The organism is Frigoribacterium sp. R86507 (assembly GCF_044597695.1).
Taxonomy (GTDB): domain Bacteria; phylum Actinomycetota; class Actinomycetes; order Actinomycetales; family Microbacteriaceae; genus Frigoribacterium.
In genome coordinates this window covers 1,820,414-1,847,269 of the sequence record NZ_CP139002.1, presented here as the reverse complement: position 1 = coordinate 1,847,269, position 26,856 = coordinate 1,820,414, and the positions used below count along the sequence as shown (strand labels likewise).

Here is a 26,856-nt window from a genome sequence, read left to right as displayed (position 1 = left end):
AGTCTAGCGGTCGCCGGCGTGGAGGCGGGCGAGGTCGGCGGCCCCCACGACCCCCGCGTCGTTCACGAGCTCGGCGATCACGAACTCGGGCTCGGGGTGGTAGCCGCGAGCAGGAAGGTGCTGGAGGTACGCCGCGCGCACGGGCGCCAGCAGCAGCTCGCCGGACTGCGCCACGCCACCGCCGAAGACGAAGACCTGCGGGTCGAGGATCGCGCTCAGCGACGCAGCGGCCTGACCGAGCCAGGTGCCGAGGCGGCGCAGGGCCTCGACGGCGCCGGCGTCGCCGGACTGGAGCAACAGGCTGACGTCGTGGCCCGAGAGCTCGCCGCTCTCGGCGCGCAGATCGGCGAGGCCGCGGCCGACGCCCCCCTCGTCGGCGACCTCACCCGCGATCCGCAGCAGGGCGCGGCCCGAGCCGTACTGCTCGATGCAGCCGCGGGCGCCGCAGCCGCAGGGAAGGCCGTCGGGCACGATCCGCATGTGACCGAGCTCGCCGCCCGTGCCGAAGCCCCCGCGCAGGAGGCGGTCCTGCGCCACGATGGCACCGCCCACCCCCGTGCCGATGGTGAGCATGGTCATGTCGCTGGCGAGACGGCCGGCCCCGAACCGGAACTCGGCCCAGCCGGCGGCGTTCGCGTCGTTGTCGATCGTGATGTGCAGATCGAGCCGTTCGGACAGCCGCGCCCGCAGGGGTTCGTTCCGCCACGCGATGTTGGGTGTGTAGTAGACGGTCGACTGGGCGGCGTCGATGAAGCCGGGAGCGGCCACTCCCGCGGCCACGACCTCGGGGTGACGTGCCTGCAACGAGGTGATCATGTCGACGACCGCGTCGACGATCGCCCCCGCGTCGCCCGCGGGCGTCGCGACTCGCTCTTCGTCGACGATCTCGCCGAACTCGGTGACCACCCCGCCCGCGATCTTCGTCCCGCCGATGTCGATTCCGATTGCCTGCACGAGGATCGAGTCTATCCTCGACGACCGATCACCTTCAGCACCGTCCCCGGCGAGGTCGCGTTAGGGTTGTCGGACCATCGTTCGGTACCGAAGGAGCTGCCGTGAACGAACACATCGTCCCATCCGCCGTCCCCGCCGACCCGTCGGCCAACGCGACCGACCTCCTGCTCGCGCGGGCCGAGGCCACGCCTGACGAGCCCCTCTTCGCCGTCCCGGACGGAACGGGCGGGTGGCGCGACGTCACGGCAGCCCGGTTCCTCGAGCAGGTGCGCGCACTCGCGAAGGGACTCATCGCAGCAGGCGTCGGACCAGGCGACAAGATCGGCCTCATGTGCCGCACGCGCTACGAGTGGACCCTCATCGACTTCGCGACCTGGTTCGCCGGTGCCCTGCTCGTCCCCGTCTACGAGACGTCGTCGCCAGCACAGGTCCACTGGAACCTCAGCGACTCGGAGGCCGTGGCCGTCATCGTCGAGACCGCGGACCACTTCTCGCGGTTCGACGAGGTGCACCCCGAGCTGCCCGCCGTGACGCGCGTCTGGCAGGTCGACCTGGGTGACCTCGACAAGCTCGCCGCATCGGGTGTCGACGTGTCCGACGACGAACTCGAGGCCCGCCGCAGCGCGGCCGTCGCCGACGACGTCGCCACGATCATCTACACCTCGGGCACCACGGGCCGCCCCAAGGGATGCGTGCTGACCCACGCCAACTTCGTCGAGACGAGCCGCAACGCCGCCGTCGCGATGAGCGACGTCGTGGCCCCCGGCTCGTCCACCCTCTTGTTCGTGACGACCGCGCACGTCTTCGCGCGCTTCATCGCGGTGATGTCCGTCCACGCCGGGGTGAAGGTCGGCCACCAGGCCGACACGAAGCAGTTGCTGCCGTCGCTGGCCTCGTTCAAGCCGAGCTTCCTGCTCGCGGTCCCCCGCGTCTTCGAGAAGGTCTACAACTCGGCCGAGCAGAAGGCCGAGGCCGGGGGCAAGGGCGGCATCTTCCGGCAGGCCGTCGCCGTCGCCATCGCCCACAGCAAGGCACTCGACGAAGGCACCGTGCCCCTGGGCCTCAAGCTCCGCTTCGCACTGTTCGACCGACTCGTGTACGGCAAGCTCAAGAAGGCCATGGGCGGCAACATCCGCTACGCCGTCTCGGGCTCGGCTCCACTCGGCACGCGCCTCGGCCACTTCTTCCGCAGTCTCGACATCCGCATCCTCGAGGGCTACGGGCTGACCGAGACCACGGCTCCGGCGGCCGTCAACCTCGTCTCGAAGTTCAAGATCGGGACGGTCGGGCCGGCGTTGCCCGGGGTCGGCATCAAGATCGCCGACGACGGAGAAGTGCTCGTCAAGGGCGTCAACGTCTTCGCGGGGTACTGGAAGGACGACGAGGCCACGGCTGCCGTCCTGGACGACGGATGGTTCCGCACCGGAGACCTCGGGTCGCTCGACGCCGACGGCTATCTCACCATCACCGGCCGGAAGAAAGAGATCATCGTCACCGCCGGAGGCAAGAACGTCTCCCCCGCGGCTCTCGAGGACCCCATCAGGGCGAACCCCCTGGTCGGCCAGGTCGTCGTGGTGGGCGACCAGCGCCCGTTCGTCGCCGCCCTCGTCACCCTCGACACCGAGATGCTGCCCGTGTGGCTGAACAACGCCGGCGAGGCGGCCGACATGCCCCTGGCCGAGGCGGCCCGGCACCCGAAGGTCCGCGCTGAGATCCAACGGGCCGTCGACGCCGCGAACGCGGCGGTCTCGCGGGCCGAGTCGATCCGCAAGTTCGAGATACTGCCGGTCGAGTTCACCGAGGCCGGAGGTCACCTCACCCCCAAGATGAGTGTCAAGCGTGCCGTCGTGGTGGACGACTTCGCCCAGCAGATCGCCGACATCTACACCGCCCACCCCGACACCGAGTCGGTTCGGACGATCACCGCACGGGGACGGTGATCAGGCGCGCCACCAGTCGGCGGCACGGATCTCGCGCATGGCCTCGCGCTTGGTCTCGGGCTCGAGGGTGAGCACGTAGAGCGTGCCGTCGAGGTGGTCCGTCTCGTGTTGGAGGGCCTGGGCCATGAGCCCGGTGCCCTCGAGCACGACCTTCCGGCCGTCGAGGTCGACCCCCTCGACCCGGGCGTACTCGTAGCGCGGGGTCGGGAACCAGAACCCGGGCACCGAGAGACAGCCCTCGTCGACCAGGGTCTTCTCGCCCGAGACCTCGACGACGACGGGGTTCAGGACGTAACCGACCTGCCCGTCGACGTTGTAGCTGAAGGCCCGGAGCGACACCCCGATCTGGGCGGCCGCGACCCCGGCCCGCCCCGGCTCGCGAACGGTGTCGAGGAGGTCCTCGACCAGGGACGCGAGGCGCGGGTCACCGATGGTCACGGGGTCCGACGTCGATCGAAGGACGGGATCGCCGAACAGGCGGATGGGTCTCACGCTCACGGCGCGCCTCCTGGGGTGGGTCTGGGTGTGGTGCGGGCGACGCGTCGCGACACCGTGACGACGACGGGCGGGCCGGCGCGGTCACTTCGTGGAAGCGGACGCACGCCGCATCGACGTGGCTGTTGGGTGATTCAACAGTAGTGAAGGTATCGTCTGTGTCGTGCATGTACTCAGCGTCAGCTCTCTCAAAGGGGGCGTCGGCAAGACGACGGTGACGCTCGGACTCACGTCGGCCGCCTTCGCCAAAGGTCTCAGGACCCTCGTCGTCGACCTCGATCCCCAGTCCGACGTCTCGACCGGCCTCGACATCACGGTCTCCGGCCACCTCAACGTCGCGGACGTCCTCGCTTCGCCGAAAGAGAAGACGGTCCGGGCGGCGATCGCGCCCAGCGGCTGGACGAAGGGCCGCCAGGGCAAGGTCGACGTCATGATCGGAAGCCCTTCGGCCATCAACTTCGACGGTCCGCACCCGTCGATCCGTGACATCTGGAAGCTCGAAGAGGCCTTGGCCAACGTCGAGGCCGACTACGACCTCGTCCTGATCGACTGCGCTCCGTCCCTCAACGCCCTCACCCGCACGGCGTGGGCCGCCTCCGACCGCGTGACGGTCGTCACCGAACCGGGTCTGTTCAGCGTGGCCGCCGCCGACCGAGCCCTCCGGGCCATCGAGGAGATCCGTCGGGGTCTGTCACCGCGCCTCCAGCCCCTCGGCATCATCGTCAACCGTGCTCGCGTGCAGTCGCTCGAGCACCAGTTCCGCATCAAGGAGCTGCGCGACATGTTCGGCCCCCTCGTCCTGTCGCCCCAGCTGCCCGAGCGCACGTCGCTGCAGCAGGCCCAGGGCGCGGCCAAGCCTCTGCACGCCTGGCCCGGCGAGAGCGCTCAAGAGATGGCCCGCAACTTCGACCAGCTGCTCGAGCGCATCATGCGGACGGCCAAGATCGGCGACTACGCCGAGCCTGCTGCCCGCTGAACCGGCGACCGCCCCAGGCGCGACGACGAAGGCCCCGCACGAGCTCGTGCGGGGCCTTCGTCGTCCACGACCGCGTGTCGCGGTCGAGGGCTGATCAGCTGGCGCGTGTGCCGCGTCGGGCCGCGAGCTCGTCGGTCGGATCGGCGGCGGGTGTGCTGTCGATCTCGACGAGACTCGACTCGACCTCGCGGAGGACCTTGCCCACGGCGATGCCGAAGACGCCCTGACCGCGGCTGACGAGGTCGATGACCTCGTCGTCCGACGTGCACAGGTAGACGCTGGCCCCGTCGCTCATCAGGGTCGTCTGGGCGAGGTCGTTCACCCCGGCTTCGCGGAGCTGGTTGACGGCCGTGCGGATCTGCTGGAGCGAGATGCCCGTGTCGAGGAGGCGCTTGACGAGCTTGAGGACGAGGATGTCGCGGAAACCGTAGAGGCGTTGCGAGCCCGAGCCGGCTGCGCCGCGGATGGTCGGCTCGACCAGTTCGGTGCGCGCCCAGTAGTCGAGCTGGCGGTAGCTGATGCCGGCGGCCTTGGCCGCGACAGTGCCGCGGTAGCCGCTGTCGGCGTCGTGTTCGGGCAGGCCGTCGGTGAAGAGCAGACCCAGCTCGTAGCGGGATTCCTCGGGGGAACCTGACTCACTCATGCTGTTGCCTTCCACGTTCTTCTTCCGGAGCTCAACGTTCAACATCGGGTTGATGGTTGTACAGGACTCACGGTACCCACAACGGGGAGCTGCCTGGGCGACATTCGCTCCGACGGGTCGGCGTGTCGAGGATATTCGCCCGGAGCGTGGACGTCTAGGCGTCGAGACGCCCGAGAGCCGATCGGACGAGGCCCGACCGGACGACGTCGACCTGCGCCGCGAGCTCGCGGGAGAGCTCGGCGACCCGCGCCCGGGACGCCGCGTCGTGCTTGCGCGCGAGCGGAGCGAGGGCCGTCTCGATGAGGCCGAGTTCGCGGTCGACCGAGGCACGGACCGTCCGCAGGTGACGAGGTTCGATGCCCGACCTGCCCAGCTCGACCAGGGCCGACAGCACCGAGACCGACTCGTCACCGTATCGACCCGCCGACGGCAGGAGCGACGCCGAGACGGCCTCGTCGAGCAGGGTGGGCGACGCCCCCGTCTCGCGCAGCAACTCGTCGCGACCGAGCCGACGACCGTGCGTCAGGATCGAGACGGGCGCCGCCCCGGACGGGAGCGACGCCGGACGACCGGCGTCGAGGTCGGCGAGGTGCTGACGGATGACCTTGAGCGGCAGGTAGTGGTCACGCTGGAGCCCGAGGATGAAGCGGAGGCGCTCGACGTCTGCCGGCGAGAACTTGCGGTAGCCGGACGGGGTGCGCACCGGCGTGACCAGCTCGCGCTCTTCGAGGAAGCGCAGCTTGCTGTTCGACAGGTCGGGGAACTCGGGCTTGAGCCGAGAGAGGACCTGCCCGATCGTCAACAGGTCGGACGGCCCGGTCTGCGACGACCGGGCGGCGGCGGTGCGGGGCACGACTACTTGATTGCCAGGTTCGCGAGGTCGACCCGCGATGCGTAGAACGTGAGGCGGAACTTGCCGACCTGGACCTCGGCCCCGTCGGAGAGCCGGGCCTCGTCGATGCGGACGCCGTCGAAGTAGGTGCCGTTCAACGACCCGAGATCGCGCACGCTGAAGCTGATGCCCTCGCGGCGGAACTCGGCGTGCTTGCGGCTGACCGTGACGTCGTCGAGGAAGATGCCGGCCTCGGGGTGACGCCCGGCGATCGTGACGTCGGAGTCGAGGAGGAATCGTGCGCCGATGTTGGGGCCGCGGCGGACCACGAGCAGTGCAGAACCCGAAGGCAGGGCGGCGACGGCGTCACGCTCGTCGGTGGACACGCCTCCCTCGAGGGCGGCCAGTTGCGCCTGGAACTCTTCGTTGAAGCTGAGGGTCGTGTCGACCTCGCGAGGGGCGCCGGGAGCGCGGTCCTGCTCGCCGGGTGCCGGGTTGGCGGGCTGTGCCATCGTGGACCTCCTTTGGCGTCCCAGCGTATCGGAACTCCGACCCTCGTCGGGAACCGATTTCGGGGACCGCCCGCTCGGATGGCGGGTGCCGGCCGTGGCGAGACGATCTCGGCTTCGTTCACCGCGCCTCCTCATGGGACTCCCCACCGCCTCAGGGTCTGGTCATAGGGATCTCTTGGGGACGCACCGTTCCATGGACCCATCGTCACCACCACCGCCACAGGAGGCACACCATGAACGACCGAGACGGCGACACCACGACCGGCACCCCGAACGACGCCACGCCCGTGACGCCCTCCGCGTCGACCGAGCAGCAGGCCGGGGAGAACGTCGAGCAGGCCACCGGACAGCCCGCCGAGGCACGCACCCTCCCCCACGTCACCGGCGCGTCCGACGCACGCTACGTGTCGGCGGCCCCGACCTGGATGGCCCACGACGATTCGCACCAGTCGTACGACGCGACGTCGGGCACCTCCGCGACGACCGGCGGCGACGGCGCACACGGCACGGTACCCCCGGCCTTCGGCGGCGCCCCCAGGCCCCGCCGGTCGAAAAAGTGGCTCGCCCTCACCGGTGCGGCGGCTGCCGTCGTCATCGTCGCGGGTGCGGCGGGCGGCGGTGCCTACGCCGCCGGTCGCTCGGCCGGAACTGCAGCGGCACAGGCCGCCAGCGAACGCCAGGCCCTCGAGCTGCTGCCCCAGCTCACACAGCCGGGCAGCGGCTCGAGCGGCTCGACGTCTCCGTTCGGCGGCTCGACCCCGCAGGGCGGATCATCGCAGGGCGGGTCGTCGCAGCAGGGCACCTCGACCCAGACCAGTGCCACGGCGGCGACCGACGAGGAGAAGGCCGGCGTCGTCACCATCGTGTCGACCCTGAACTACGACGCCTCGTACAAGTCCGCGGGCACGGGCATGATCCTGACCTCGGGCGGGCTCATCCTGACGAACAACCACGTCGTCCAGGGCGCCACCAGCATCCAGGTGACCGTCGAGTCGACGGGCAAGACCTACACGGCCGACGTCGTGGGCACGGACGCCACGAACGACGTGGCCGTGCTGAAGCTGCAGGACGCGACCGGCCTCACCCCGGTGAGCTTCGACTCGTCCGGCGACGTCGCCCAGGGCGACGTCGTCCACTCGACGGGCAATGCCGAGGGCACGGGCGACCTGGTCACCGCCCAGGGCACGGTCCTCGCCACGGACCAGTCGATCACGGTCCAGAGCGAGTCCGGCTCGGGCACCGAGTCGCTGTCGGGTCTCATCGAGGTCGACGCGGACGTGGTCTCGGGCGATTCCGGCGGCCCGCTGCGCGACAGCGACGGTGACGTCGTCGGCATCGTGACGGCGGCCTCGCAGGGCTCCTCGACGATCACCGGGTACGCCATCCCGATCGACCACGCGCTGGCGATCGCCAAGCAGATCCAGTCGGGCACGGGCAGCTCCACGGTGCAGATCGGCCTGCCCGCCTTCCTCGGCGCGCAGATCTCGAGCACGGCGACCGGCACCGCGGGCGGCGTCACGATCGCCGGCACCGTCGAGGGCAGCGCGGCAGCGTCGGCCGGCCTCGTCGCCGGCGACGTGATCACCGCGATCGACGGGACGACCGTGGCGGACTCGTCCGCACTCACGGCCGCGATCCAGGCGCACGACTCGGGTGACCAGGTCTCGGTGACCTGGACCGACACGGCCGGCACGTCCCACACCGCCACCGTCACGTTGGGCGACGGCCCCGCCGCCTGACGCGAGATCGAGGGCAGACGGGCCCGCGTCACCGGTCGGTGGCGCGGGCCCGTCCGTCCGTGTCAGTCGAGGCCGACGGCGTGGCGGAAGGCGCCCGGACGCACGACGGCCGCTCCGAGGGCGGCGACCCGGTCGGTGAGGCCCCGGTCGGCGGTCACGACGACGACACGAGGCGCCACGCCGGACACGTCGCGCAGGCCGCGCACACGGGCCACGATCGCCGAGTCGCCGTCGGCCTCAGCACGATCGACGGTCAGACCGGGGAACGTGTCGCCGACGGCCCGCGCCTCGCCTTCGACGACGGCGGTCGTCTCCGGCCACCGCCAGGTGGGCGCGCCGGGCGGCTCGGCGGCGGAGCCGGCCGCGAACGCCGCGGCGTCCGTCGGGGAGGCGCTCCGGTCCGCCCGACCCGCCACCACTTGCGTGTCATCCCCTCGTCCGCCGGGTGAGACGAGCGACTCGGCCACTCCGTCCCGGGCGCCGCGTGAAAGGGCGTCGAGGAACCGGTTCGTGGCACCGACGCGGTCGCGCCACCAGCCGTCGGGTCGGGAGCCGAGGACGTTCGCGACGTCGACGACGACGTGCACCTCGCTCCCGAGCTCGGGTCGGAGCCTCGGCCACGAGGCGGCGAACCCGGGGTGCAGCGGGAGACCGGACACCTCGTCGGCCGGCACCCAGCCCAGCGCGATGCTCTCGGCGTCCGAGACCACGGGTTCGAAGGAACGCTCGGCGCGGGCGACGACGGTCGTGTACGACCAGAAGCCGAGGTCGAGCTCGGCGGCGAACAGCAGTCGCAACGCGTCACGCGGCACGGCGGCCTCTTCACCGCTCTCGCGAAGGGCGCCCTCGACCGCGCTCTCACCGTGATGGCGGGCTCCGCCGGGAAGCCCCCACGTGCCGCCGAAATGGCTCCAGTCGGCTCGGTGCTGCAGCAGCACCCGGTCGTCCGGGTCGACGACGAGCAGACCCGCGGCCCCGGCGCGGCCCCAGAACCGACGTCCGTCGGGGGCCTCGACCCAGCCGTCCGCGGGCTCCTGCGTGTTCACACGGTCGAGCTTGCCACAGGGACGAGGAGGCGGTGCCCGCGTCGCGCGCAGGACGTCACGTCGACCGCTCGGCCCGGTGGCAGGCGACCAAACCGACGAGGCGGTCGCTCCGAAGGAATGCGTGGGGCTGGCCCGGAACCCGATGTCGGGCCAGCCCTCCCCCGGTTCTGGCACCGCGCCTCCTCGGGGCCCGTGTCGGGTCGAGCTGGTTCGGACGACGGGTGGCCCCTCTCGGACACGACACGACCGACGGACGCCGGCGTCACGCCCCGAGTGACCCCTGTCGGGCCCCGGGCGTCAGCCCCCGTCAGACGAACCGGATGGCCTGCTGCAGCCTCGCGCGCACCTCGAAGACGTCCGAGATGCTCGTGCGGTCGCCCAGCTCGGGCCCGTGTCGGAGGACCTGCGGCAGCAGCGACCGGCGCACGACCCAGGTGCCGCCCGCCCGGCGCCCGACCTTCTCGAGGGCGGGAGCGAAGTCGTCGTCGGGCACGACGATCAGTTGGGCCGTGAACGACACACGGGTCTCTCGTCTGACGGCCCGGGCCTGACGCGTGAGGTCGCGGACGGGCTCTTCGTCGGAGGGGATGCCCCGACCGACGAGCTCGCCCCGGGACACCTGCACCTCGCTGCCCCAGTCGGAGGACTGGACGGCGAACAGGCCCGACGGTCCGAGCACGACGTGGTCGAGCTTGCCCTCGGCGCCCGCGTCGACGTCGCTCCAGATGGTGAAGCCGATGCCGAGTTCGGTGACGGCCGCGACGGTGGCTTCTTCGGCCATCGCGTCGGCCAGCACGTGACGGATCTCGGGAGGCGCGCTGCGGACGAGACGCTCGTCGTACGGGTCGTCGAGCGGGACGCCCCGACCGACCCACTCGCGCATGAGGCCGAGGTACCGCTCACGGTTCGCACCCCCGGGGTGACCGTGGACCCGGGCCTTGGGCTTGGAATCGGTCCGAGCCGGCTCGCGCGGCGGCGGTGACCAGCCGGGGGCACTCGACCCCGCGGACCGCGCACTGCCCGTGGGAGCGGTGCTTCGTGAGCCCGACCCCCGGTCGTAGGCGGCACGGGCCTCGGGCGTGCCCACCTGTTGCCAGGCGTGCTGCAGGTCACGGAAGGCCTGCGCGGTGCCCCCGAGGTCGGGGTGGGTCTGGCGGGCCAGCCGTCGGTAGGCGCGGCGCAGGTCGTCGGTCGACGCCGTCGACGGCACGCCGAGCACCTCGTACGGCGTGGCGGAGGCGGGACTGGGCGTCACGACGGCGACATTACCGAACGTCCGCTGGACGTCCGATCGACAGCGGCCGGGACGTGGTCGGCCCTGTGGTTCACCGCGACGGGGCGGCCGAGGGGTCCACGGTCGACGATCGGCGCACCGACCGGGCGACCCGCCACGCACGCCACCGGAGACGAGCGCGCCGCGCGAGGCGACGCACCCATTGGGTGATGCGGTGGGCGGCCGGGAACTCGGTGCCGAGCACGGCGACGCCGACGAAGACGATGAGCCAACCGGGCCCGGGCAGCGGGACGAGGACCAGGCCCACGACGACGATCAAGGCCCCGAGCACCCCGACGCCGATCTTGTAGAGCAACCGGAGCCGCGGATGCCCGTCGAGGCGGAGTCGCATCTTCGCGTGACCGTCCCGCAGGGCACGGCGCCGTCTGCCGCGGTGCGGGCCGGCCCCGCGGTGCTCGACCGGGGGCACGCCGTCCGGGGTCTCGGGCTGCTCGTCCATGACGGCGACGTTAGGGGGCGTTCCTGTGAGCACCACGCCCCACGAGGGGGTAACCAGGGAACATGGATTACACACACCTCGGACGCACAGGGTTGTCCGTCTCACGGGCCGTGCTCGGCACGATGAACTTCGGGCCGCAGACCACGGAGGACGACTCCCACGCGATCATGGATCGGGCGCACGAGCTCGGCGTCAACTTCTTCGACACGGCGAACGTCTACGGCTGGGAGAAGGGCGAAGGCATCACCGAGAAGATCATCGGTCGGTGGTTCGCCCGGGGAGGTGGACGACGGGAGAAGACCGTCCTCGCCACCAAGCTGTACGGCGACATGGGCGACTGGCCGAACGACGGGAAGCTCAGTGCGCTCAACATCCGACGTGCGCTCGACGCGAGCCTGAAACGACTGCAGACGGACCACATCGACCTCTACCAGTTCCACCACGTGGACCGTGAGACCCCGTGGGACGAGATCTGGCAGGCGATGGAGGTCGCCGTCCAGCAGGGCAAGGTGCTCTACGTCGGAAGCAGCAACTTCGCCGGCTGGCACATCGCCCAGGCCCAGGAGGCCGCGAAGGCTCGACACTTCACCGGCCTCGTGAGCGAGCAGTCGATCTACAACCTGATCGTGCGGGACGTCGAGCGCGAGACCCTTCCTGCCGCCCGGCACTACGGCCTCGGCATGATCCCGTGGTCGCCGCTGAACGGCGGCCTGCTGGGTGGCGTCATCGAGAAGACCGAAGAGGGGTCGCGTCGACTCGAGGGACGGAGCGCCGACTACGTGGCCGAGCACCGCGACCAGCTGGAGGCCTACGAGGCCTTCGCGCGGGAGCTCGGGCACGCCCCGGGCGAGGTCGCTCTCGCGTGGCTGCTCCACCAGCCGGGCGTCACCGGGCCGATCACCGGCCCCCGGACCATGGCACAACTGGAGTCGGCTGTCGCGGCCGTCGACGTGAAGCTGGACGAGGCCGCGCTGGCGCGGCTGGACGAGATCTTCCCCGGGCACGAGACGTCGCCCGAGGACTACGCGTGGTGAACCGGAGGACGACATGAAGACCAGGACAATCGGAGACGTGACGGTCAGTGCCATCGGCTTGGGCGGCATGCCCTTGTCGATCGAGGGCCGACCCGACGAGAAGCAGGGAATCGCGACGATCCACGCCGCGCTCGAACAGGGAATCACCTTGATCGACACGGCCGACGCCTACCACCAGGCCGGCAAGGACGAGGTCGGGCACAACGAACTGCTCATCGCCAAGGCGCTGAAGAGCTACCACGCGGACACCGATCAGGTGCTCGTCGCCACGAAGGGTGGGCACCTCCGCCCCGAGGCGGGAGCCTGGGCCCAGAACGGTGACCCGGCCTACCTGAAGGAGGCCGCCAAGGCCTCCGCGAAGCGGCTCGGCGTCGAGACGATCGGGCTGTACCAGTTCCACCGCCCGGACCCGGCGGTGCCCTATGCCGACTCGATCGGTGCCCTGGCGGAGCTGCTCGACGAGGGCGTCATCCGCATGGCGGGCATCTCGAACGCCACCCCCGACCAGATCCGCGAGGCGAACGAGGTGCTCGACGAGCGCCTCGTCTCCGTCCAGAACCAGTACTCGCCCGCGTTCCGGTCGAGCGAGGCGGAGCTCGTGCTGTGCGACGAGATGGGCATCGCGTTCCTCCCGTGGAGCCCCCTCGGCGGGATCACGAACGCGGGTGAGCTCGGGGCGAAGCACGCCGTGTTCGCCGAGATCGCCAACGCCCGACGGGTCACCCCCCAGGTGCTGACGCTCGCCTGGGAACTCGCCAAGTCCGAGCTCGTCGTCCCGATCCCGGGGTCGACCCGCCCGCAGACGATCATGAACTCGGCCACGGCGACGTCGATCAAGCTCTCGGCCGACGAGATCCAGCGGCTCGACGCCGCCTGACCGGACACCGGTGCGCCCGCCCCTCGGGGCGGGCGCACCGTCACGACCACCCCGAACGAACAGGAGACCCCATGGCCGACGCCAACCTGACCCGCCCGTACGACATCATCGGCATCGTGCCCGAGTTCGAGCTCACGAGCACGGACCTCACCGACGGGGGCGAGCTGCAGCGCGCCCAGGTGAGCGGCATCATGGGCCCCGGCGGAGACGACGCCAGCCCCCAGCTGAGCTGGTCCGGCGCACCCGACGGCACCAAGAGCTTCGCCGTCACCGTCTACGACCCCTACGCTCCGACGGGGTCGGGCTTCTGGCACTGGGCCGTGGCCGACCTTCCTGCCGGCACGACGTCGCTGCCCTCCGGTGCAGGTGACGACCAGGGCTCGGGTCTGCCCGAGGGTACGATCCAGTTGAAGAACGACGGCGGGCTCGCCCGTTACGTCGGCGCCGCACCGCCCGAGGGTCACGGACCGCACACCTACTTCGTCGCGGTGCATGCCCTCGACGTCGAGAAGATCGGGGTCGACGAGACCGCCAGCCCCGCGTACCTCGGCTTCAACCTGCACTTCCACACGCTGGCCCGCGCCGTGATCTCGGCCACCTTCGAGGTCCCGGCGGCCTGATCCGACACGCTCGACGTCGACACGACGACGCCCCGCCACGATCTCGTGGCGGGGCGTCGTCGTGTCGTGTCGACCGGGCGATCAGGCCTCGCGGCCGCTCGGCATCTGCGTCTTGCGCGGGTCCGTCTCGGCGAGGCCGTCGAAGATCGACTCGATGCGAGAGAGGACGTCGGCCTCGAGAGTGACTCCCGAGGCTTTCGCGTTCGACTCGACCTGCTCGGGACGCGAGGCCCCGATGATCGCCGAGGCGACGTTCTCGTTCGACAGCACCCAGGCCAGCGACAGCTGGGCCTGCGTGAGGCCCAGGTCGGCAGCGATCGGCTCGAGCTGGGCGACGGCGTCGAGGACGTCGTCGCGCAGCCAGCGGTCGATCATGCCCGCGCCGCCCTTCTGGTCGGTCGCCCGGCTACCCGGCGGCAACTCGGCCCCGACCTTGTACTTTCCGGTCAGGACGCCTTGGGCGACGGGCGACCAGACGATCTGCGAGATGCCGAGCTCGGCCGAGGCCGGGACGACCTCGTCCTCGATGACCCGCCAGAGCAGCGAGTACTCGGGCTGGTTCGAGACCAGCTGGATCTTCAGCTCGCGAGCCAGGGCGTGCGCCTCACGGAGCTGCTCGGCGTTCCACTCCGAGACGCCGATGTAGAGCACCTTGCCCTGACGGACGAGGTCGGCGAAGGTCTCCATCGTCTCGTCGAGGGGCGTCTCGACGTCGTACCGGTGTGCCTGGTACAGGTCGACGTAGTCGGTCTGCAGGCGCGTGAGCGACCCGTCGATCGACTCGGTGATGTGCTTCCGGCTGAGGCCGGTGTCGTTGTGCCCCTTCGGTCCGGTGGGACCGTAGACCTTGGTGAAGATCTCGAGCGACTCCCGACGCTCACCCTTCAGGGCCTCGCCGAGGACCGTCTCGGCCTGGGTGTTGGCGTAGACGTCGGCCGTGTCGAACGAGCTGATGCCGACGTCGAGGGCCGCGCGGACGCAGCGCGTCGCCGTGTCGTTCTCGACCTGGGACCCGTGGGTGAGCCAGTTGCCGTAGGTGAGCTCGCTGACCTTGAGCCCGCTGTTGCCGAGGTACCTGAACTTCATGGACGACCTTTCTCGGTGGTGCCGCGGCGATGCGGCACCCCGTCGACGCTAGTCACCGGCCGCCCCGCCCGCCCGGTCGCCGAACGGTCCGGGCACGGTGAACCCCGACGGCGTGCGATGCCAGAACGCCCGCAACCGGAGAGGCCCGGCTCCCAGCGACCGGGTCAGACCGGAGGCCCAGGCCTCGACCGCGACCCGGTCGACCTCGTCGTCGTCGACCGTCTGCCAGACGCACACCACCTGCCGCGCTCTCGCCCGGAGTCCCTGATGCCGGAACAGGTCGACCAGTTCGTCGACGTCACGCCGCCGCGGCAGTCGTGGCACGTTGTGCAGACGACCGGCGGGGGCGACCTGCCGACCGGCCCCGTCGAGGAAGGCGAAGTGGACGACCTCGCGATCGCAACCCTCGGCGCACAGCTCGGTCGCGTGGTCGAGCAACGCCCGGTCGTCGGCGTCCGGCCCGAGGACGGGGAGCCGGAGGAGGTCGGGATCGGGATCGAACGGTCGGGAGCCTCCGCGGACACGCATGCCTCAGCCCACCGGGAGGAGGGGACGGACGTCGGACGGGGTGCGACGCATCGGCGGATGGACCGTGAGGTCGCCGGGTTCGATCACCGCCAGGATCGCCACAGCCCACCGCTGGTCGTCACACGAGGCCGACAGCGACTCGTCGTCGCTCTGCCACACCAGCAGGACGGACGTGGCATCGACCCAGGCCGCCACCTCGACGATGCGCAGAGCCAAGGTCTCGACCCCGTCGCGGGTGGGCTCGACCGGCGAGCCGGCGAGGGCGATGGGTGGCGCGACGGGCATGCCGTCGGGCCCCAGGTAGATCCAGAGCAAGGCGCGTTCGTCGCACGGCTCGAGGCAGAACTCGTCGACGAAGTCCTCGAGCTGTTCGTCGGTGGGGTCGGGGGCGAGTACGGGTGGGTAGGTGTCGATCGTCGTCATGGTCCGAGGCTGGCGGACCGCGCCGCGGTGAGGACCTGCGCACACGCGGCCTGTGGAGGAGGCCGCTTCTCGTCGGACTGGGGAGGAGCCGACGGGGCGGGGACGGACGGACGCGACGTCGCGTCCGACCGCACCCGCGCCTCCTGCACCGGATACGCTCGCCCGGTGGCGGTGATCGGGGAGTTCTTCGGCGGGGTGGGGCTGCTCGGCCGGGGGCTGCGGCTGTGGGCGACGTCCCCGCGGCTGATGCTGCTGGGTGCGGTGCCCGCCCTCGTCGTGGGCGCGGTCTTCGCCGCCGGCCTCGTCGTCGTCGGTCTCGCCGCCGACGACATCGCCCGCGCCCTGACGCCGTTCGCCGACGACTGGCCCGAGTGGCAACGCACCCTCGTGCGCCTCGGCGGAGGTCTCGCCGTGGCGGCCCTGGCCGTGCTGCTCGCGGTCGTCGCCTTCACCGCCGTCACGCTGCTCGTCGGCGATCCCTTCTACGAGCGCATCTGGCGCCGCGTCGAAGAGCGAGAGGGCGACCCGCCGGCCGACGTCGATCGCGGCTTCTGGCGCGGGCTCGCCCGGAGTGCCGGCGACTCGTTCCGACTGCTGCTGGCCACGGCCGGGGTGGGCGTCCTGCTGTTCGTCGGAGGATTCGTGCCGGTCGTCGGCCAGACCGTCGTGCCCGTCCTCGGTGCGCTGGTCGGCGGATGGTTCCTCGCGGTCGAGCTCACCGGCTACGCCTTCGACGCCCGGGGCCGCTCGCTCGCCGAGCGCCGCCGCGGGCTCGCCGTCAACCGGGCGCGCACCCTGGGGCTGGGCACCGCGACCTACCTCCTGTTCTTCGTCCCGCTCGGGGCGGTGCTCGTCATGCCGGCGGCCGTCGCCGCGGCCACCCTGCTCGCCCGCGAGGTGACCGCCGGGCCGACCGCGACGACGGCCGGGGCGCCGCCCGCGACGCCGGCCGTCGGACCGACCTCGACGCCCGACGACTACCATCCCCCGGCATGACCACCCCCGCCACGCCGACCAACCCCGCCGTCTCGCTGCCCGACGGTCGCGTCGTCCCGGCCCTCGGCCAGGGCACCTGGAACATCGGGGACGACCCGCGCCGCCGTACCGACGAGGTCGCCGCCCTGCGGGCCGGCCTCGACGCCGGCCTGTCCATGGTCGACACCGCCGAGATGTACGGCGGCGGGAGGTCCGAGTCGCTGGTCGGCGAGGCGATCGGGGGCCGACGCGACGAGGTGTTCCTGGTCGGCAAGGTCCTGCCGAGCAACGCCTCGCGGCAGGGCACCGTCGACGCCTGCCACGCCAGCCTCCGGCGCCTGGGCACCGACCGCCTGGACCTCTACCTGCTGCACTGGCGCGGACGCCACCCCCTCGCCGAGACCGTCGACGCCCTGGAGGCGCTGGTCGCCGAGGGCGCGATCGGCGGCTGGGGCGTCAGCAACTTCGACGTCGACGACCTGCAGGAGCTGCTCGCGGTGCCCGGTGGCGAGAACGTCCAGACGAACCAGGTGCTGTACAACCTCGCCCGTCGCGGACCCGAGTTCGACCTGCTGCCCTGGGCACGGGAGCACGGCGTGCCACTCACCTCGTACTCCCCCGTCGACGGTGGAGAGCTGCTCGGCCACCCCGTGCTCGAGGAAGTCGCCACCGACCTCGGCGTGTCGTCGGCCCAGCTCGCCCTGGCCTGGGTGCTGCGCCTCGTGCCCGACCTGATGGTCGCCGTCAAGGCGGGCACGGTCGAGCACACCCTCGAGAACGCGGCGGCTCTGGCGGTCGACCTCGACGACCAGGCGTTCGTGCAGCTCGAGCGGGCGTTCCCCGCGCCGACGACCAAGGTGCCGCTCGAGATGCGCTGACCCGCCCCTCCCGGGCTCGCCTCCCGCTCACGCATGCGCCAGAGTGGAGGGACCAGCCCGGGTGACATCGACGTCGCCTGGACGCGAGCTCCAGAGGACACCGCATGATCATCGACAGAGCCGACGTGATCGTCACCAGCCCCGACCGCAACTTCGTGACGCTGAAGATCACCACGTCCGACGGCGTCACCGGCCTCGGCGACGCGACCCTCAACGGGCGCGAACTCGCCGTCGTCGCCTACCTGACCGAGCACGTCGTGCCCCTGCTGATCGGGCGCGATCCGGCCCGCATCGAGGACACCTGGCAGTTCCTCTACCGCAGCGCCTACTGGCGGCGCGGGCCGGTCACGATGGCCGCCATCGCCGCCGTCGACGTCGCCCTGTGGGACATCAAGGCCAAGGTCGCCGGCCTGCCCCTCTACCAACTGCTCGGCGGGGCCTCTCGCACCGGGTTGCTGACCTACGGCCACGCCTCGGGGAAGGACCTCGAGGAACTGTTCGACAGCGTCCGCGACCACCAGGAGCAGGGCTACAAGGCGATCCGCGTCCAGACCGGCGTGCCCGGCCTGAAGTCCATCTACGGGATCGCCTCGAACGCCACCTTCGACGCCAACAGCGGCGTGCGCTACGACCACGAACCCGCCCAGCGCGGAGCCCTTCCGAACGAAGAGGACTGGGACACCCGCTCCTACCTGCGGCACGTGCCCACCGTGTTCGAGGCGGTGCGGGCCGAGTTCGGCCCCGAGATCCCGCTGCTGCACGACGGCCACCATCGCATGACCCCGATCCAGGCGGCGCGGCTCGGCAAGAGCCTCGAGCCCTACGACCTGTTCTGGCTCGAGGACGTCACGCCGGCCGAGAACCCCGAGGCGCTGCGGCTCGTCCGACAGCACACGACGACCCCCCTGGCCATCGGCGAGATCTTCAACACCGTCTGGGACTACCAGCAGATCATCCGCGAGCAGCTGATCGACTACGTGCGCAGCGCCGTCACGCACACGGGCGGCATCACGCACCTCAAGAAGGTGCTCGAGTACGCCTCGCAGTACCAGATCAAGTCGGGCATGCACGGACCGACCGACATCTCTCCCGTGGGCATGGCGGCCGCGATGCACCTCGGGCTCGCGATCCACAACTTCGGCATCCAGGAGTACATGAAGCACGGCGCGAAGACGGACGAGGTCTTCGAGCAGAGCTTCACCTTCGAGGACGGCATGCTGCACCCGGGCGAGCAGCCCGGGATCGGCGTCGAACTGAACGAGCGGGCCGCCGCGGCGTACCCGTACGCGCAGGCCTACCTGCCGTACAACCGGCTGGCGGACGGTACCGTCCACGACTGGTGACGGGACGAGGAGGCGCGGCGCGGGCGAGCGCGTCGGTCACCCCTCGTAAGCAGCCGCCAGCTCGGCGATGACCAGCCGGTTCATGCCCATCATCGCGGCCATGGCCCGGGCGGCGCCCTCGGGGTCGGGTCCGCCGAGGTAGCGGTCCATCACCGACGGGACGACCTGCCAGGAGAAGCCCCAACGGTCCGTCACCCAGCCGCACCGCCCCTCCTGCCCGCCGTCCGCGGCGAAGGCGTCCCAGTAGTGGTCGAGCTCGTCCTGTGTCTCGACCGAGATCGAGAACGACGTGGCCTCGGTGGGCCTCGGACCGCCGTCGCCGCCGTTCAGCAGGCGGTACGGCTGGCCGTCGAGCTCGAGGTCCACGACGAGCGCCTGGCCCGCCATCGACGCGTCGGGGAAGTCCTCGGGGTAGCGCGACACGTCGGTGACGCGCGACGACGGGAACAGGGCGATGTAGAAGTCCGCGGCGGTCTCGATGTCACGACCGAACCAGAACGTGGGGGTGATGCGGGGCATGACGCGCCTCCTCGGGGTGGCCGGCGGCACCGTCGCCGCCTGGCGCTCAGGGTAGCCGCGCCGGGCGTCGAGGTCGAGAAGTCACGACATGCCGCTCACCTTCGAGGGTGAGCGGCATGTCGTGGAATCTCGGAGAGACGGGTCGGCCGGGTCAGCCCAGCAGCGCCTCGATCGGACCACGCACGAAGTAGACCAGGAACCCGGCCGCGACGATCCACAGCAGCGGGCTGATCGAACGAGCCTTGCCGGCGAACGCCCGGACGACGACCCAGCTGACGAAGCCGACGCCGATGCCGTTCGCGATCGAGTACGTCAGCGGCATGGTGATGATCGTCAGGAACACCGGCAGCGCGACCGAGAAGTCGGTCCAGTCGATCTGGCTGATCTGCGACACCATCAGCGCCCCGACGATCACGAGCGCCGACGCCGCGACCTCGAGCGGCACGACCTGGGTCAACGGCGTGAAGAACATCGCGAGCAGGAAGAGTGCGCCGGTCACGACCGAGGCGAAGCCCGTCCGGGCGCCCTCGCCGATGCCCGAGGCCGACTCGACGAACACGGTGTTCGACGACGAGCTCGTCGCGCCACCGGCGACCGCGCCGACGCCCTCGACGATCAGGGCCGAGCGAAGGCGCGGGAAGGTGCCGTTCGCGTCCGCGACGTCGCCGGCCTTGGCGAGGCCGGTCATCGTGCCCATGGCGTCGAAGAAGTTGGTGAAGACGAGGGTGAAGACCAGCATGACGGCCGACAGCACGCCGATGCGGGCGAAGGCGCCGAAGCTGAACTGGCCGACCAGCGAGAGGTCGGGCAGGGCCACGATCTGCGTGGGCAACACCGGGGCGTTGAGGTTCCAGTCGTCGAGGTTCTGGCCGTTCGACGGCGGCACCTGGAAGATCGCCTGCAGGGCGATGGCGATGACAGTGGTGGCGACGATGCCGATGAAGATCGCCCCGCGCACCTTGCGGGCCATCAGCACGCCGATGACCAGCAGGCCGATGACGAAGGTGATCGTCGGCAGGGTCGCCACCGAGCCGGCGTCGCCGAGCTGTACGGGCGGCGACGACGTCCCGCTGGTGCGGACGAAGCCGGAGTCGACCAGGCCGATGAAGGCGATGAACAGGCCGATGCCGACTGTGATCGCCGTCTTGAGGGCGGCCGGCACGGCGGTGAAGATCATGCTGCGCAGGCCGGTCACGGCGAGGATCGTGATGACGAGCCCGTTGATCACCACGAGTCCCATGGCCTCGGGCCAGGTGACGTCCTGCACGACGTTGACGGCCAGGAACGAGTTGATGCCGAGCCCGGCGGCGAACGCGAACGGCAGGCGCGCGACGGTGCCGAAGAGGATCGTCATGACCCCGGCGGTGAGGGCGGTGACCGCGCCCACCTGACCGTTCTGAAGCCAGTTGCCGGCCACGTCCTTGGCCGCCTGGTCGGCGCTGAAGCCGCCGAGGATCAGCGGGTTCAAGATGACGATGTAGGCCATCGTGACGAAGGTGACGACGCCGCCGCGGATCTCGCGGGCCCAGGTCGAGCCACGGTGGGTGATCTCGAAGAACCGGTCGAGGGTGCCCCCGACTCCGGGTCTCGGCGGCGTGGTGGCGGGGGCGTTCGTGGCCATGGCGATGCGTCTCCGGTGAGATCGGATGTCGAGGGGGAAGAGAACAGGATAGGCCGTGCCGGGGGTGCACGATGCAACCGGTCCGGTCGACGAGTGGTCTGTCGACCCGCGGTCTGTCGGCCCGCTCAGCCCCCGAGTCCGGCGATCAGGTTGACCGTCGAGGCCAGGATCACCGATCCGAAGAGGTACGACAGCAGCATGTGCCGGAGGACGACGGCACGGATGACGCTCGACCCGATGTCGGTGTCGGCGATCTGGAACGTCATGCCGAGGCCGAAGGCCACGTACGCGAAGTCGGCGTACCGCGGCGGCTCCGGCTGGTTGAACGAGATGCCTCCCACCTCGTCGCCGCTGTAGTACAGCACGGCGTACCGCAGCGTGAAGAGGGTGTGCACGAGGAACCACGACAGGCCGATGCTGACGACCGCGAGCCCGGCGAGCAGGTCCTCGACGGCACCGCCCATGCTCGTCGCGCGCACGAGCACGACCCCGACCGCGAGCAGGCTCGCCACGCTGGCGATGACGAGCAACAGGTCGCCTGCCGGTCGCGACGGGTCCTCGCGCGTGGCCCAGCGGCGGGTGTCGTCGGCGTCGAGACGACCGACCGCGAGCCAGACCCAGGCGAGGTAGACGACGCAGGCCGCGGCCCAGCCGATCGCGAGGGCGACCGAGGGCAGCACCCACGGCCACGTGCCGGCGGCGCCGGCGACACCGACGACGGCCATGACGACGAACCGGAGGCGCGACCGGCGCACGCGGACGGCCGTGGCCTCGGCGTCAACTCGGGGGGACATGACCCGATCGTGCCAGACGAGGCCGGACCGGGGTCGACACGACCCCGGTGACCGCAGCGCCTAGGAGGCGCGGTGCACGCCGAGAGCGCGCGTCACGAGGGGCACCTGCAACGGCAGCCGCACGAGGGTGACGGCCGTGCGCCCCGTCGTGGCCCGCTCGCTCTTGACGGCGCGCAGCGCCATCGAAACGTTGGCCGGGAAGACGGCCACGAAGAGCGCGGCGGCGGCGAGCCCGCCGACCGGACGGGTCCTCGGGACGAGGAGGGCGGCGGCGATGCCGACCTCGGCGAGACCGGAGCCGATCGTCCAGAACCGGGCCGGGCCCGGGACGCTCATCGGGACGACTGCGTCGTAGACCGCGGGCTTGGCGAGGTGCAGGAGGCCGGAACCGCCCAGGATCGCGGCGAGGACGCGGGCGTCCCGACGGGCGGCGGATTTCTGGTGACGTGTGGGGCGGTGACTCATGCGACCATCTTGCGCGCGCCTCCCGGGGTGGGGCGTGGGCGGCGCGCCGGGGCGGCCGGTCGGTGCGACCGCACCGCCCGGTTCAGACGGCGCGGCTGACGCCCCGGCTGGTGATCGCCGACATGAGGGCGTCCACGGGCTCGCGGGCGGCCCCCGGGTTGGCGACGAGCACGTAGTCGACGTCGCCGAGGGTGGGCAGCGAGAACCGGTCGCTGACCTTGACGAGGTCGGTGGGGATGAGCGAGAACGGGAACACGGCGACCCCCATGCCGGCGCGCACGGCGGCGAGGACGCCGTTGACGTCGCGCGTGTTGCAGGTGATCCGCCAGGTGCGGCCGGCGCGCTCGAGGGCGTCGATGGCCATCTGTCGACTGAGGCTGGGCGCCTGGTAGGCGATGAGCGGCACGGGCTGGCCGGGCTCCACGACGAGCTTCTCCTGGCCGATCCAGACCATGGCGTCACCGGCGACGCGGGTGCCCTCGTCGGACTCGCCCGCCGTCTGCTTGACGAAGATCAGATCGAGGTGGCCGGCGGCCAGTCGGCGGCGCAGGGGCGCGGACTGGTTGACCGTGAGCTCGAGGTTGATCTGGGGGTAGAGCTGGCGGAAGTGGCGCAGGATGCGGGGCAGCTGGGTGATGGCGAGGTCGTCGGCCGCACCGAAGCGCAGGCGGCCCCGCATGGCCGAGCCGCTGAAGTAGCTCTCGGCGGCGGCGTGCGCGGCGAGGATGGTGCGCGCGAAGCCGGCCATGGCGTCGCCGTTGTCGGTCAGGCGCACGTCCCGGGTGTCGCGGGCGACGAGCGTACGACCGGCGGCCTTCTCGAGCCGGCCGACCTGCTGGCTGACCGTCGGCTGGCTGATGCCGAGGCGCTGCGCGGCTCGGGTGAAGCTGCGGGTCTCGGCCACGACGAGGAACGTCGCGAGCAGCGTGGGGTCGTACACCGCGCCTCCTTCGTCATTCCGACTCGAGACCTCGTCATTCACGAAGCCAATGTGATTGATCATCCCCCACCGGGGTCCGAATGACCAGGCCGGCCCTACCGTTGGTGCAGACCGTGAACCGAACCACCAGCGCAGGAACGTGATGTCCGCCCCGCCCCGCACCGACTTCCCCCCGACCGCCCCTCTTCCGATCAGCACCGCCCGCCCGCCGTGGCGGCACACCTTCATCGCCCTGAGCGTGCCGAACTTCCGCCTCTGGACGGCCGGCAACGTCGTGGCCATGACCGCCGGGTGGATGCAGCGCATCGCCCAGGACTGGCTCGTGCTCGAGCTGACCGGCAGCGCCACGGCCGTCGGCATCACGGTGGCGATGCAGTTCGCCCCGATGCTCTTCTTCGGACTGCTCGGCGGAGTCGTCGTCGACCGCTTCTCGAAGCGCGCCCTCATGCTCGTCACCCAGAGCGTCTTCGCCGTGCTCAGCCTGGGGCTCGCCGCCCTGACCCTCGAGGGCGTGGTCGAGGCCTGGCACGTCTTCGCCATCGCCTGCGCCACGGGCCTGGTGACCGTCGTCGACAACCCGGCCCGCCAGGTCATCGTCACCGAGCTCGTCGGCCACACCCACCTCCGCAACGCGATCAGCGTCAACTCGAGCGTGTTCCAGCTCGGCGGCATGGTCGGCCCCGCGATCGCCGGCGTGCTGCTGCTGGCGGTCGGCGCGGGCTGGGCGTTCGTGGTCAACGGCGTCGCCTGCCTCGTGGTCGTCGTGATGCTGACCATGCTGCGGACGGCGCAGATGACGCGCGTCACCTCGTCCGCGCGAGGCCGCGGGCAGCTGCGGCAAGGCCTCGCCTACGCGCGCTCGAAGCCGACGATCGTCGTGCCCGTAGTGCTCGTGGGCGTCTACGCCGTGTTCGGCCTCACGATGCCCGTGCTGCTGGCGTCGTTCGCGGCGGACGTCTACGACGTCGGCCCGGGCGGCTACGGCCTCTTCAACTCGATGATCGCCGTCGGGGCCCTGACCGGCGCCCTGCTGTCGACGCGGCGTGCGACGATCCGGCTGCGCACCATCGTGCTGGGCGTGCTCGTCACGGGCGTGCTGCAGGCCGTCGCCGGGTCGATGCCGTCGCTCGTGCCGTTCGCCGTCGTGCTCGTCGGGGTCGGGCTCGCGTCGCTGCTGTTCCTGACGGCCGCGAACCAGCTGGTGCAGATGTCGAGCAACATCGCGATCCGGGGGCGCGTCATGTCGCTGTACATCCTCGTGCTGCTCGGCGGGCAGGCGATCGGCGGACCGCTCATGGGCGTGATCGTCGAGACCTTCGGCACGCACGTCGGCATGATCGCCTCGGGCGGCGTGCCCGCCGTCGCCGCTGCCGTCACGGCACTGGTGCTCGCCCGCCGGGGGCAGTTGACCCTGCAGGTGCGCACCCGCTGGCACGTTCCGGTCGTCACGATCGAGCAGCGCTAGGCGGGGCTGGCGTCAGGGCCGCGCGCCGCGGGTGAGGGCCGCGACGACGTCACCCATGAGTTCGCCGGCCGCCTGCTCGCCCGTGGCCGGCCAGTCGAAGGCGACGCCGAGGGTGATGCAGATGAGCACGCGGGCCAACGTCCGCGGCTCGAGCCCGGTCACCTGGACGGCCTGCCCCTGGAAGACCTCCTCGACGAGGCCGTGCAGGGCGTCGAGCACCTCGCGGCGCTGGCGGACGAAGTCGGCCATGACCTCGGGGTGGGACAGGGCGTGGGCCCGGAACTCGCTCATGAGCGCGAAGTCCTCGACCTGTCCGGGGCCGTAGGGCGCGAACGCCGTGCCGATCTTCTCGGGCAACTGGTCGAGCGAGGTGCCCGGGAAGAACATGCCCTGCAGGGCGCCGAGCGCACCGTCGGTCTCGCGCCGCATGAGGCTGCGGACGAGATCGTCCTTCGAGGAGAAGTTCGAGTAGACCGCGCCCTTGCTGAACCCGGCGGCCCGCGCGACGTCGTCGAGGGTGGTCGCGTGGACCCCGCGTCGCGAGAACAGATCGGCCGCCGCGTCGAGCAACCGTTGCTTGACCTCGGCTCGTGGGATGCGGGGAACCGGAGCCCCGGCGCTGGTGGCCATGGTGCGACCCTAACGGGTGCGGGTGATCCTCAGAAGTCACCCGCGACGTCGCCGGAGAAAGCGCATACCGGTGAGTATCCAAGCGCTACCATCGTGATCGCCTGGTGAACCCGAAGCATCAGGAGACCGCGCGGGTGCGCGACCGTCCGACCCTCACCACGTCGTCAGGTCGGGCGCGCACCCCGCACCTCGCTCGCCGACGGGGGCCGTCCCCAGGAGCTCGACCCGCGCCTCCTGGTGTCGACCGCGACCCGCGTCAGATCGCGGTGCGTCGGGCCGACCCGCCGAAGCCGATCGAGACGTCCAGGCGCCACGCCTTCGGTTCGCCCGAGACGTGGGTCGTGCCCACGAAGCGCAGCCGATCGCCGGCGCCGAGACTCAGCACCCCGTGCACGTCGAGGTTCTCGCCGAGCCGGAAGACGATCTCGTGCTCGTCGAGCAGCTCGTCGTCGACCGTGGCGCCGAAGGTGGCACCGTCGAACTTCACGGGGACGTCACGGAACACCAGCGACGGCGGCTCGTCGGACCAGTCCGCCACCTCGGGCACCCGTCCCGCGACGATGCGGGCGTCCACGACGCCGTCGTCTCCGAGCGTGACCGAGGAGGCGCGCAGGTCGATGCCGAGCTCGTCACCGTCGATGCGAAAGCGGTTCTCCACGGCCCCAACGCTACCCAGCACGGGCCCCGGGCGGAATGGCCCGACCGTGTCCGGGGTTCGCCCGGTCATGAAGAAGCGCATCGGGTTCCTGTCGTTCGGCCACTACCAGGACGTGCGCGGCTCGGCGACGCCGACCGCCCGGGAGGCGCTGGTCCAGTCGATCGAGCTGGCCGAGGCCGCGGAGGAGATCGGCATCGACGTGGCCGCCGTGCGCGTGCACCACTTCGTGCGCCAGGCCGCCAACCCGTTCCCGCTGCTCGCGGCGATGGCGGCGCGCACGAGCCGCATCGAACTCGGCACCGGAGTCATCGACATGCGCTACGAGAACCCGCTCTCGATGGCCGAGCAGGCCGCGGCCGCCGACCTGATCAGCGCGGGTCGCCTGCAGCTCGGCGTCAGCCGTGGATCACCCGAGCCCTCCCTGCGGGGCTGGGAGGCGTTCGGCCATGTCCCCCTCGACGGTGAGAGCGACGCCGACCTCGCCCGCCGGCACACCGAGCTGTTCCGTGCGGCGATCGACGGCGCCGACGTCGCCGAGTCCGACCCGAAGATGACCGGCTGGTCGCACGGCCTCTCGGTCGAGCCGCACTCCCCCGGCCTCGGCGAGCGCATCTGGTGGGGGTCGGGCAGCCGCTCGACGGCCGTCTGGACCGGTGAGCAGGGCATGAACCTGATGAGCAGCACCCTGTTGACCGAGGACACCGGGGTGCCGTTCGACGAACTCCAGGCCGAGCAGATCGCGCTGTACCGCGAGGCCTACCGCGCCGCCGGTCACGCGCGTGAGCCGCGGGTGTCGGTCAGCCGCAGCGTGATCCCGATCACCACCGACGAGGACCGTCGCTACTTCGGCGTCCGCGCCCAGGCCGACTCGCAGGACCAGGTCGGGCTGCTGGACGGCGTCCAGTCGCGGTTCGGCAAGAGCTACGTGGGCGAGCCCGACGTCATCGCCGATCAGTTGGCGGCCGACGCCGCGGTGCGGGACGCCGACACGATCCTGCTGACCGTGCCGAACCAGCTCGGGGTGGCCTACAACGCCCGCCTGCTGCAGACGGTGGCCGACCACGTCGCCCCGGCGTTCGGCTGGGAGCCGAACCTGGCGCGCGTGAGCTGAGCCGCGCCTCCTCGGCTGC

29 protein-coding genes are annotated in these 26,856 nt (G+C 71.2%); 11 read left to right on the top strand and 18 right to left on the bottom strand.

Going from position 1 to position 26,856, the window contains the following annotated elements; all coding sequences use genetic code 11:
* Positions 1-3 precede the first annotated feature (3 nt).
* Positions 4-954 carry an ROK family glucokinase gene (locus tag SJY14_RS08780; RefSeq protein WP_396598718.1) on the bottom strand — a complete coding sequence of 317 codons (951 nt, stop codon included), beginning with the start codon at positions 952-954 and terminating at the stop codon, positions 4-6.
* Between the two features lie 101 nt (positions 955-1,055).
* On the opposite strand from SJY14_RS08780, the gene SJY14_RS08775 reads away from it, so the two are divergent.
* The gene (locus tag SJY14_RS08775; protein WP_396598717.1) at positions 1,056-2,894 is read left to right on the top strand and encodes an AMP-dependent synthetase/ligase; all 1,839 of its coding nucleotides are present in this window, start codon (positions 1,056-1,058) and stop codon (positions 2,892-2,894) included.
* Here the strand turns inward: SJY14_RS08775 and def are convergent, their stop codons facing one another.
* Positions 2,895-3,392 carry a peptide deformylase gene (def, locus tag SJY14_RS08770; RefSeq protein WP_396598716.1) on the bottom strand — a complete coding sequence of 166 codons (498 nt, stop codon included), beginning with the start codon at positions 3,390-3,392 and terminating at the stop codon, positions 2,895-2,897.
* A gap of 160 nt (positions 3,393-3,552) precedes the next feature.
* Here def and SJY14_RS08765 point away from each other — a divergent pair, with 160 nt between their 5' ends.
* On the top strand, positions 3,553-4,365 hold the full coding sequence (locus SJY14_RS08765; RefSeq protein ID WP_054146774.1) for a ParA family protein: 813 nt from the start codon (positions 3,553-3,555) through the stop codon (positions 4,363-4,365).
* 94 nt (positions 4,366-4,459) lie between these two features.
* Here the strand turns inward: SJY14_RS08765 and SJY14_RS08760 are convergent, their stop codons facing one another.
* From SJY14_RS08760 to SJY14_RS08750, 3 genes are all read right to left on the bottom strand, one after another.
* Positions 4,460-5,008 carry a MerR family transcriptional regulator gene (locus SJY14_RS08760; RefSeq protein ID WP_396598715.1) on the bottom strand — a complete coding sequence of 183 codons (549 nt, stop codon included), beginning with the start codon at positions 5,006-5,008 and terminating at the stop codon, positions 4,460-4,462.
* Positions 5,009-5,162: 154 nt separating this feature from the next.
* Complete coding sequence (locus tag SJY14_RS08755) at positions 5,163-5,861, bottom strand: MerR family transcriptional regulator (protein WP_055973068.1); 699 nt, start codon at positions 5,859-5,861, stop codon at positions 5,163-5,165.
* Positions 5,862-5,863: 2 nt separating this feature from the next.
* A complete protein-coding gene (locus SJY14_RS08750; RefSeq protein ID WP_071253202.1) occupies positions 5,864-6,352 on the bottom strand; it encodes an FHA domain-containing protein in 489 nt (162 codons plus the stop codon).
* 233 nt (positions 6,353-6,585) lie between these two features.
* Between SJY14_RS08750 and SJY14_RS08745 the strand changes: the two genes are divergently transcribed.
* Positions 6,586-8,091, top strand: a complete 1,506-nt coding sequence (locus SJY14_RS08745) for a S1C family serine protease (RefSeq protein WP_396598714.1) — start codon at positions 6,586-6,588, stop codon at positions 8,089-8,091.
* A 62-nt stretch (positions 8,092-8,153) separates the two neighbouring features.
* Here the strand turns inward: SJY14_RS08745 and SJY14_RS08740 are convergent, their stop codons facing one another.
* The 3 genes from SJY14_RS08740 to SJY14_RS08730 form a co-directional block, all read right to left on the bottom strand.
* Positions 8,154-9,137: an NUDIX hydrolase gene (locus SJY14_RS08740; RefSeq protein WP_396598713.1), complete on the bottom strand. Its 984-nt coding sequence runs from the start codon at positions 9,135-9,137 to the stop codon at positions 8,154-8,156.
* A gap of 307 nt (positions 9,138-9,444) precedes the next feature.
* Positions 9,445-10,392 carry a DnaJ domain-containing protein gene (locus SJY14_RS08735; RefSeq protein ID WP_396598712.1) on the bottom strand — a complete coding sequence of 316 codons (948 nt, stop codon included), beginning with the start codon at positions 10,390-10,392 and terminating at the stop codon, positions 9,445-9,447.
* 70 nt (positions 10,393-10,462) lie between these two features.
* Entirely contained in the window at positions 10,463-10,870 is a 408-nt protein-coding gene (locus SJY14_RS08730) for a TIGR02611 family protein (RefSeq protein ID WP_083396021.1), read from the bottom strand.
* 62 nt (positions 10,871-10,932) lie between these two features.
* Between SJY14_RS08730 and SJY14_RS08725 the strand changes: the two genes are divergently transcribed.
* The 3 genes from SJY14_RS08725 (at position 10,933) to SJY14_RS08715 (ending at position 13,401) form a co-directional block, all read left to right on the top strand.
* Positions 10,933-11,904 (top strand): aldo/keto reductase, encoded by a 972-nt coding sequence (locus SJY14_RS08725; protein WP_396598711.1) that lies wholly within the window; start codon positions 10,933-10,935, stop codon positions 11,902-11,904.
* 13 nt (positions 11,905-11,917) lie between these two features.
* Complete coding sequence (locus tag SJY14_RS08720) at positions 11,918-12,781, top strand: aldo/keto reductase (RefSeq protein WP_071253196.1); 864 nt, start codon at positions 11,918-11,920, stop codon at positions 12,779-12,781.
* A 71-nt stretch (positions 12,782-12,852) separates the two neighbouring features.
* The gene (locus SJY14_RS08715; RefSeq protein ID WP_396598710.1) at positions 12,853-13,401 is read left to right on the top strand and encodes a YbhB/YbcL family Raf kinase inhibitor-like protein; all 549 of its coding nucleotides are present in this window, start codon (positions 12,853-12,855) and stop codon (positions 13,399-13,401) included.
* An 81-nt stretch (positions 13,402-13,482) separates the two neighbouring features.
* Here SJY14_RS08715 and SJY14_RS08710 read toward each other — a convergent pair whose 3' ends face one another.
* The 3 genes from SJY14_RS08710 to SJY14_RS08700 are packed head-to-tail and all read right to left on the bottom strand — an operon-like array spanning position 13,483 to position 15,438.
* Positions 13,483-14,487 carry an aldo/keto reductase family protein gene (locus SJY14_RS08710; protein WP_071255492.1) on the bottom strand — a complete coding sequence of 335 codons (1,005 nt, stop codon included), beginning with the start codon at positions 14,485-14,487 and terminating at the stop codon, positions 13,483-13,485.
* A 48-nt stretch (positions 14,488-14,535) separates the two neighbouring features.
* Positions 14,536-15,015 (bottom strand): hypothetical protein, encoded by a 480-nt coding sequence (locus SJY14_RS08705; RefSeq protein WP_071255491.1) that lies wholly within the window; start codon positions 15,013-15,015, stop codon positions 14,536-14,538.
* A 3-nt stretch (positions 15,016-15,018) separates the two neighbouring features.
* The gene (locus SJY14_RS08700) at positions 15,019-15,438 is read right to left on the bottom strand and encodes a hypothetical protein (RefSeq protein ID WP_071255489.1); all 420 of its coding nucleotides are present in this window, start codon (positions 15,436-15,438) and stop codon (positions 15,019-15,021) included.
* Positions 15,439-15,603: 165 nt separating this feature from the next.
* On the opposite strand from SJY14_RS08700, the gene SJY14_RS08695 reads away from it, so the two are divergent.
* The 3 genes from SJY14_RS08695 to manD all read left to right on the top strand — a co-directional run bounded on the left by SJY14_RS08695 (position 15,604) and on the right by manD (position 18,634).
* A complete protein-coding gene (locus SJY14_RS08695) occupies positions 15,604-16,434 on the top strand; it encodes an EI24 domain-containing protein (RefSeq protein WP_396598709.1) in 831 nt (276 codons plus the stop codon).
* Positions 16,431-17,291: an aldo/keto reductase gene (locus SJY14_RS08690; protein WP_396598708.1), complete on the top strand. Its 861-nt coding sequence runs from the start codon at positions 16,431-16,433 to the stop codon at positions 17,289-17,291. The genes SJY14_RS08695 and SJY14_RS08690 overlap by 4 nt, the downstream gene beginning before the upstream one ends.
* Positions 17,292-17,395: 104 nt before the next feature.
* Positions 17,396-18,634, top strand: coding sequence for a D-mannonate dehydratase ManD (gene manD / locus SJY14_RS08685; protein ID WP_396598707.1), 1,239 nt, complete (start codon positions 17,396-17,398; stop codon positions 18,632-18,634).
* 36 nt (positions 18,635-18,670) lie between these two features.
* Here the strand turns inward: manD and SJY14_RS08680 are convergent, their stop codons facing one another.
* The 5 genes from SJY14_RS08680 to SJY14_RS08660 all read right to left on the bottom strand — a co-directional run bounded on the left by SJY14_RS08680 (position 18,671) and on the right by SJY14_RS08660 (position 22,973).
* Complete coding sequence (locus SJY14_RS08680; RefSeq protein ID WP_396598706.1) at positions 18,671-19,153, bottom strand: VOC family protein; 483 nt, start codon at positions 19,151-19,153, stop codon at positions 18,671-18,673.
* Positions 19,154-19,304: 151 nt separating this feature from the next.
* Positions 19,305-20,774: an NCS2 family permease gene (locus SJY14_RS08675; RefSeq protein ID WP_177174782.1), complete on the bottom strand. Its 1,470-nt coding sequence runs from the start codon at positions 20,772-20,774 to the stop codon at positions 19,305-19,307.
* A 125-nt stretch (positions 20,775-20,899) separates the two neighbouring features.
* Positions 20,900-21,568, bottom strand: a complete 669-nt coding sequence (locus tag SJY14_RS08670) for a DUF1345 domain-containing protein (RefSeq protein ID WP_396598705.1) — start codon at positions 21,566-21,568, stop codon at positions 20,900-20,902.
* Between the two features lie 60 nt (positions 21,569-21,628).
* On the bottom strand, positions 21,629-22,033 hold the full coding sequence (locus SJY14_RS08665; protein ID WP_396598704.1) for a hypothetical protein: 405 nt from the start codon (positions 22,031-22,033) through the stop codon (positions 21,629-21,631).
* Between the two features lie 82 nt (positions 22,034-22,115).
* Positions 22,116-22,973: a LysR substrate-binding domain-containing protein gene (locus SJY14_RS08660; protein ID WP_043594893.1), complete on the bottom strand. Its 858-nt coding sequence runs from the start codon at positions 22,971-22,973 to the stop codon at positions 22,116-22,118.
* A 142-nt stretch (positions 22,974-23,115) separates the two neighbouring features.
* On the opposite strand from SJY14_RS08660, the gene SJY14_RS08655 reads away from it, so the two are divergent.
* Positions 23,116-24,438, top strand: a complete 1,323-nt coding sequence (locus SJY14_RS08655) for an MFS transporter (RefSeq protein ID WP_396598703.1) — start codon at positions 23,116-23,118, stop codon at positions 24,436-24,438.
* A gap of 12 nt (positions 24,439-24,450) precedes the next feature.
* On the opposite strand, the gene SJY14_RS08650 is transcribed toward SJY14_RS08655, so the two are convergent.
* Together SJY14_RS08650 and SJY14_RS08645 are read right to left on the bottom strand one after the other, a co-directional pair.
* Positions 24,451-25,068, bottom strand: coding sequence for a TetR/AcrR family transcriptional regulator (locus tag SJY14_RS08650; RefSeq protein ID WP_396598702.1), 618 nt, complete (start codon positions 25,066-25,068; stop codon positions 24,451-24,453).
* Between the two features lie 256 nt (positions 25,069-25,324).
* Positions 25,325-25,726, bottom strand: coding sequence for a hypothetical protein (locus SJY14_RS08645; protein WP_055973119.1), 402 nt, complete (start codon positions 25,724-25,726; stop codon positions 25,325-25,327).
* 67 nt (positions 25,727-25,793) lie between these two features.
* On the opposite strand from SJY14_RS08645, the gene SJY14_RS08640 reads away from it, so the two are divergent.
* Entirely contained in the window at positions 25,794-26,837 is a 1,044-nt protein-coding gene (locus SJY14_RS08640; RefSeq protein WP_396598701.1) for an LLM class flavin-dependent oxidoreductase, read from the top strand.
* Positions 26,838-26,856: the final 19 nt, after the last annotated feature.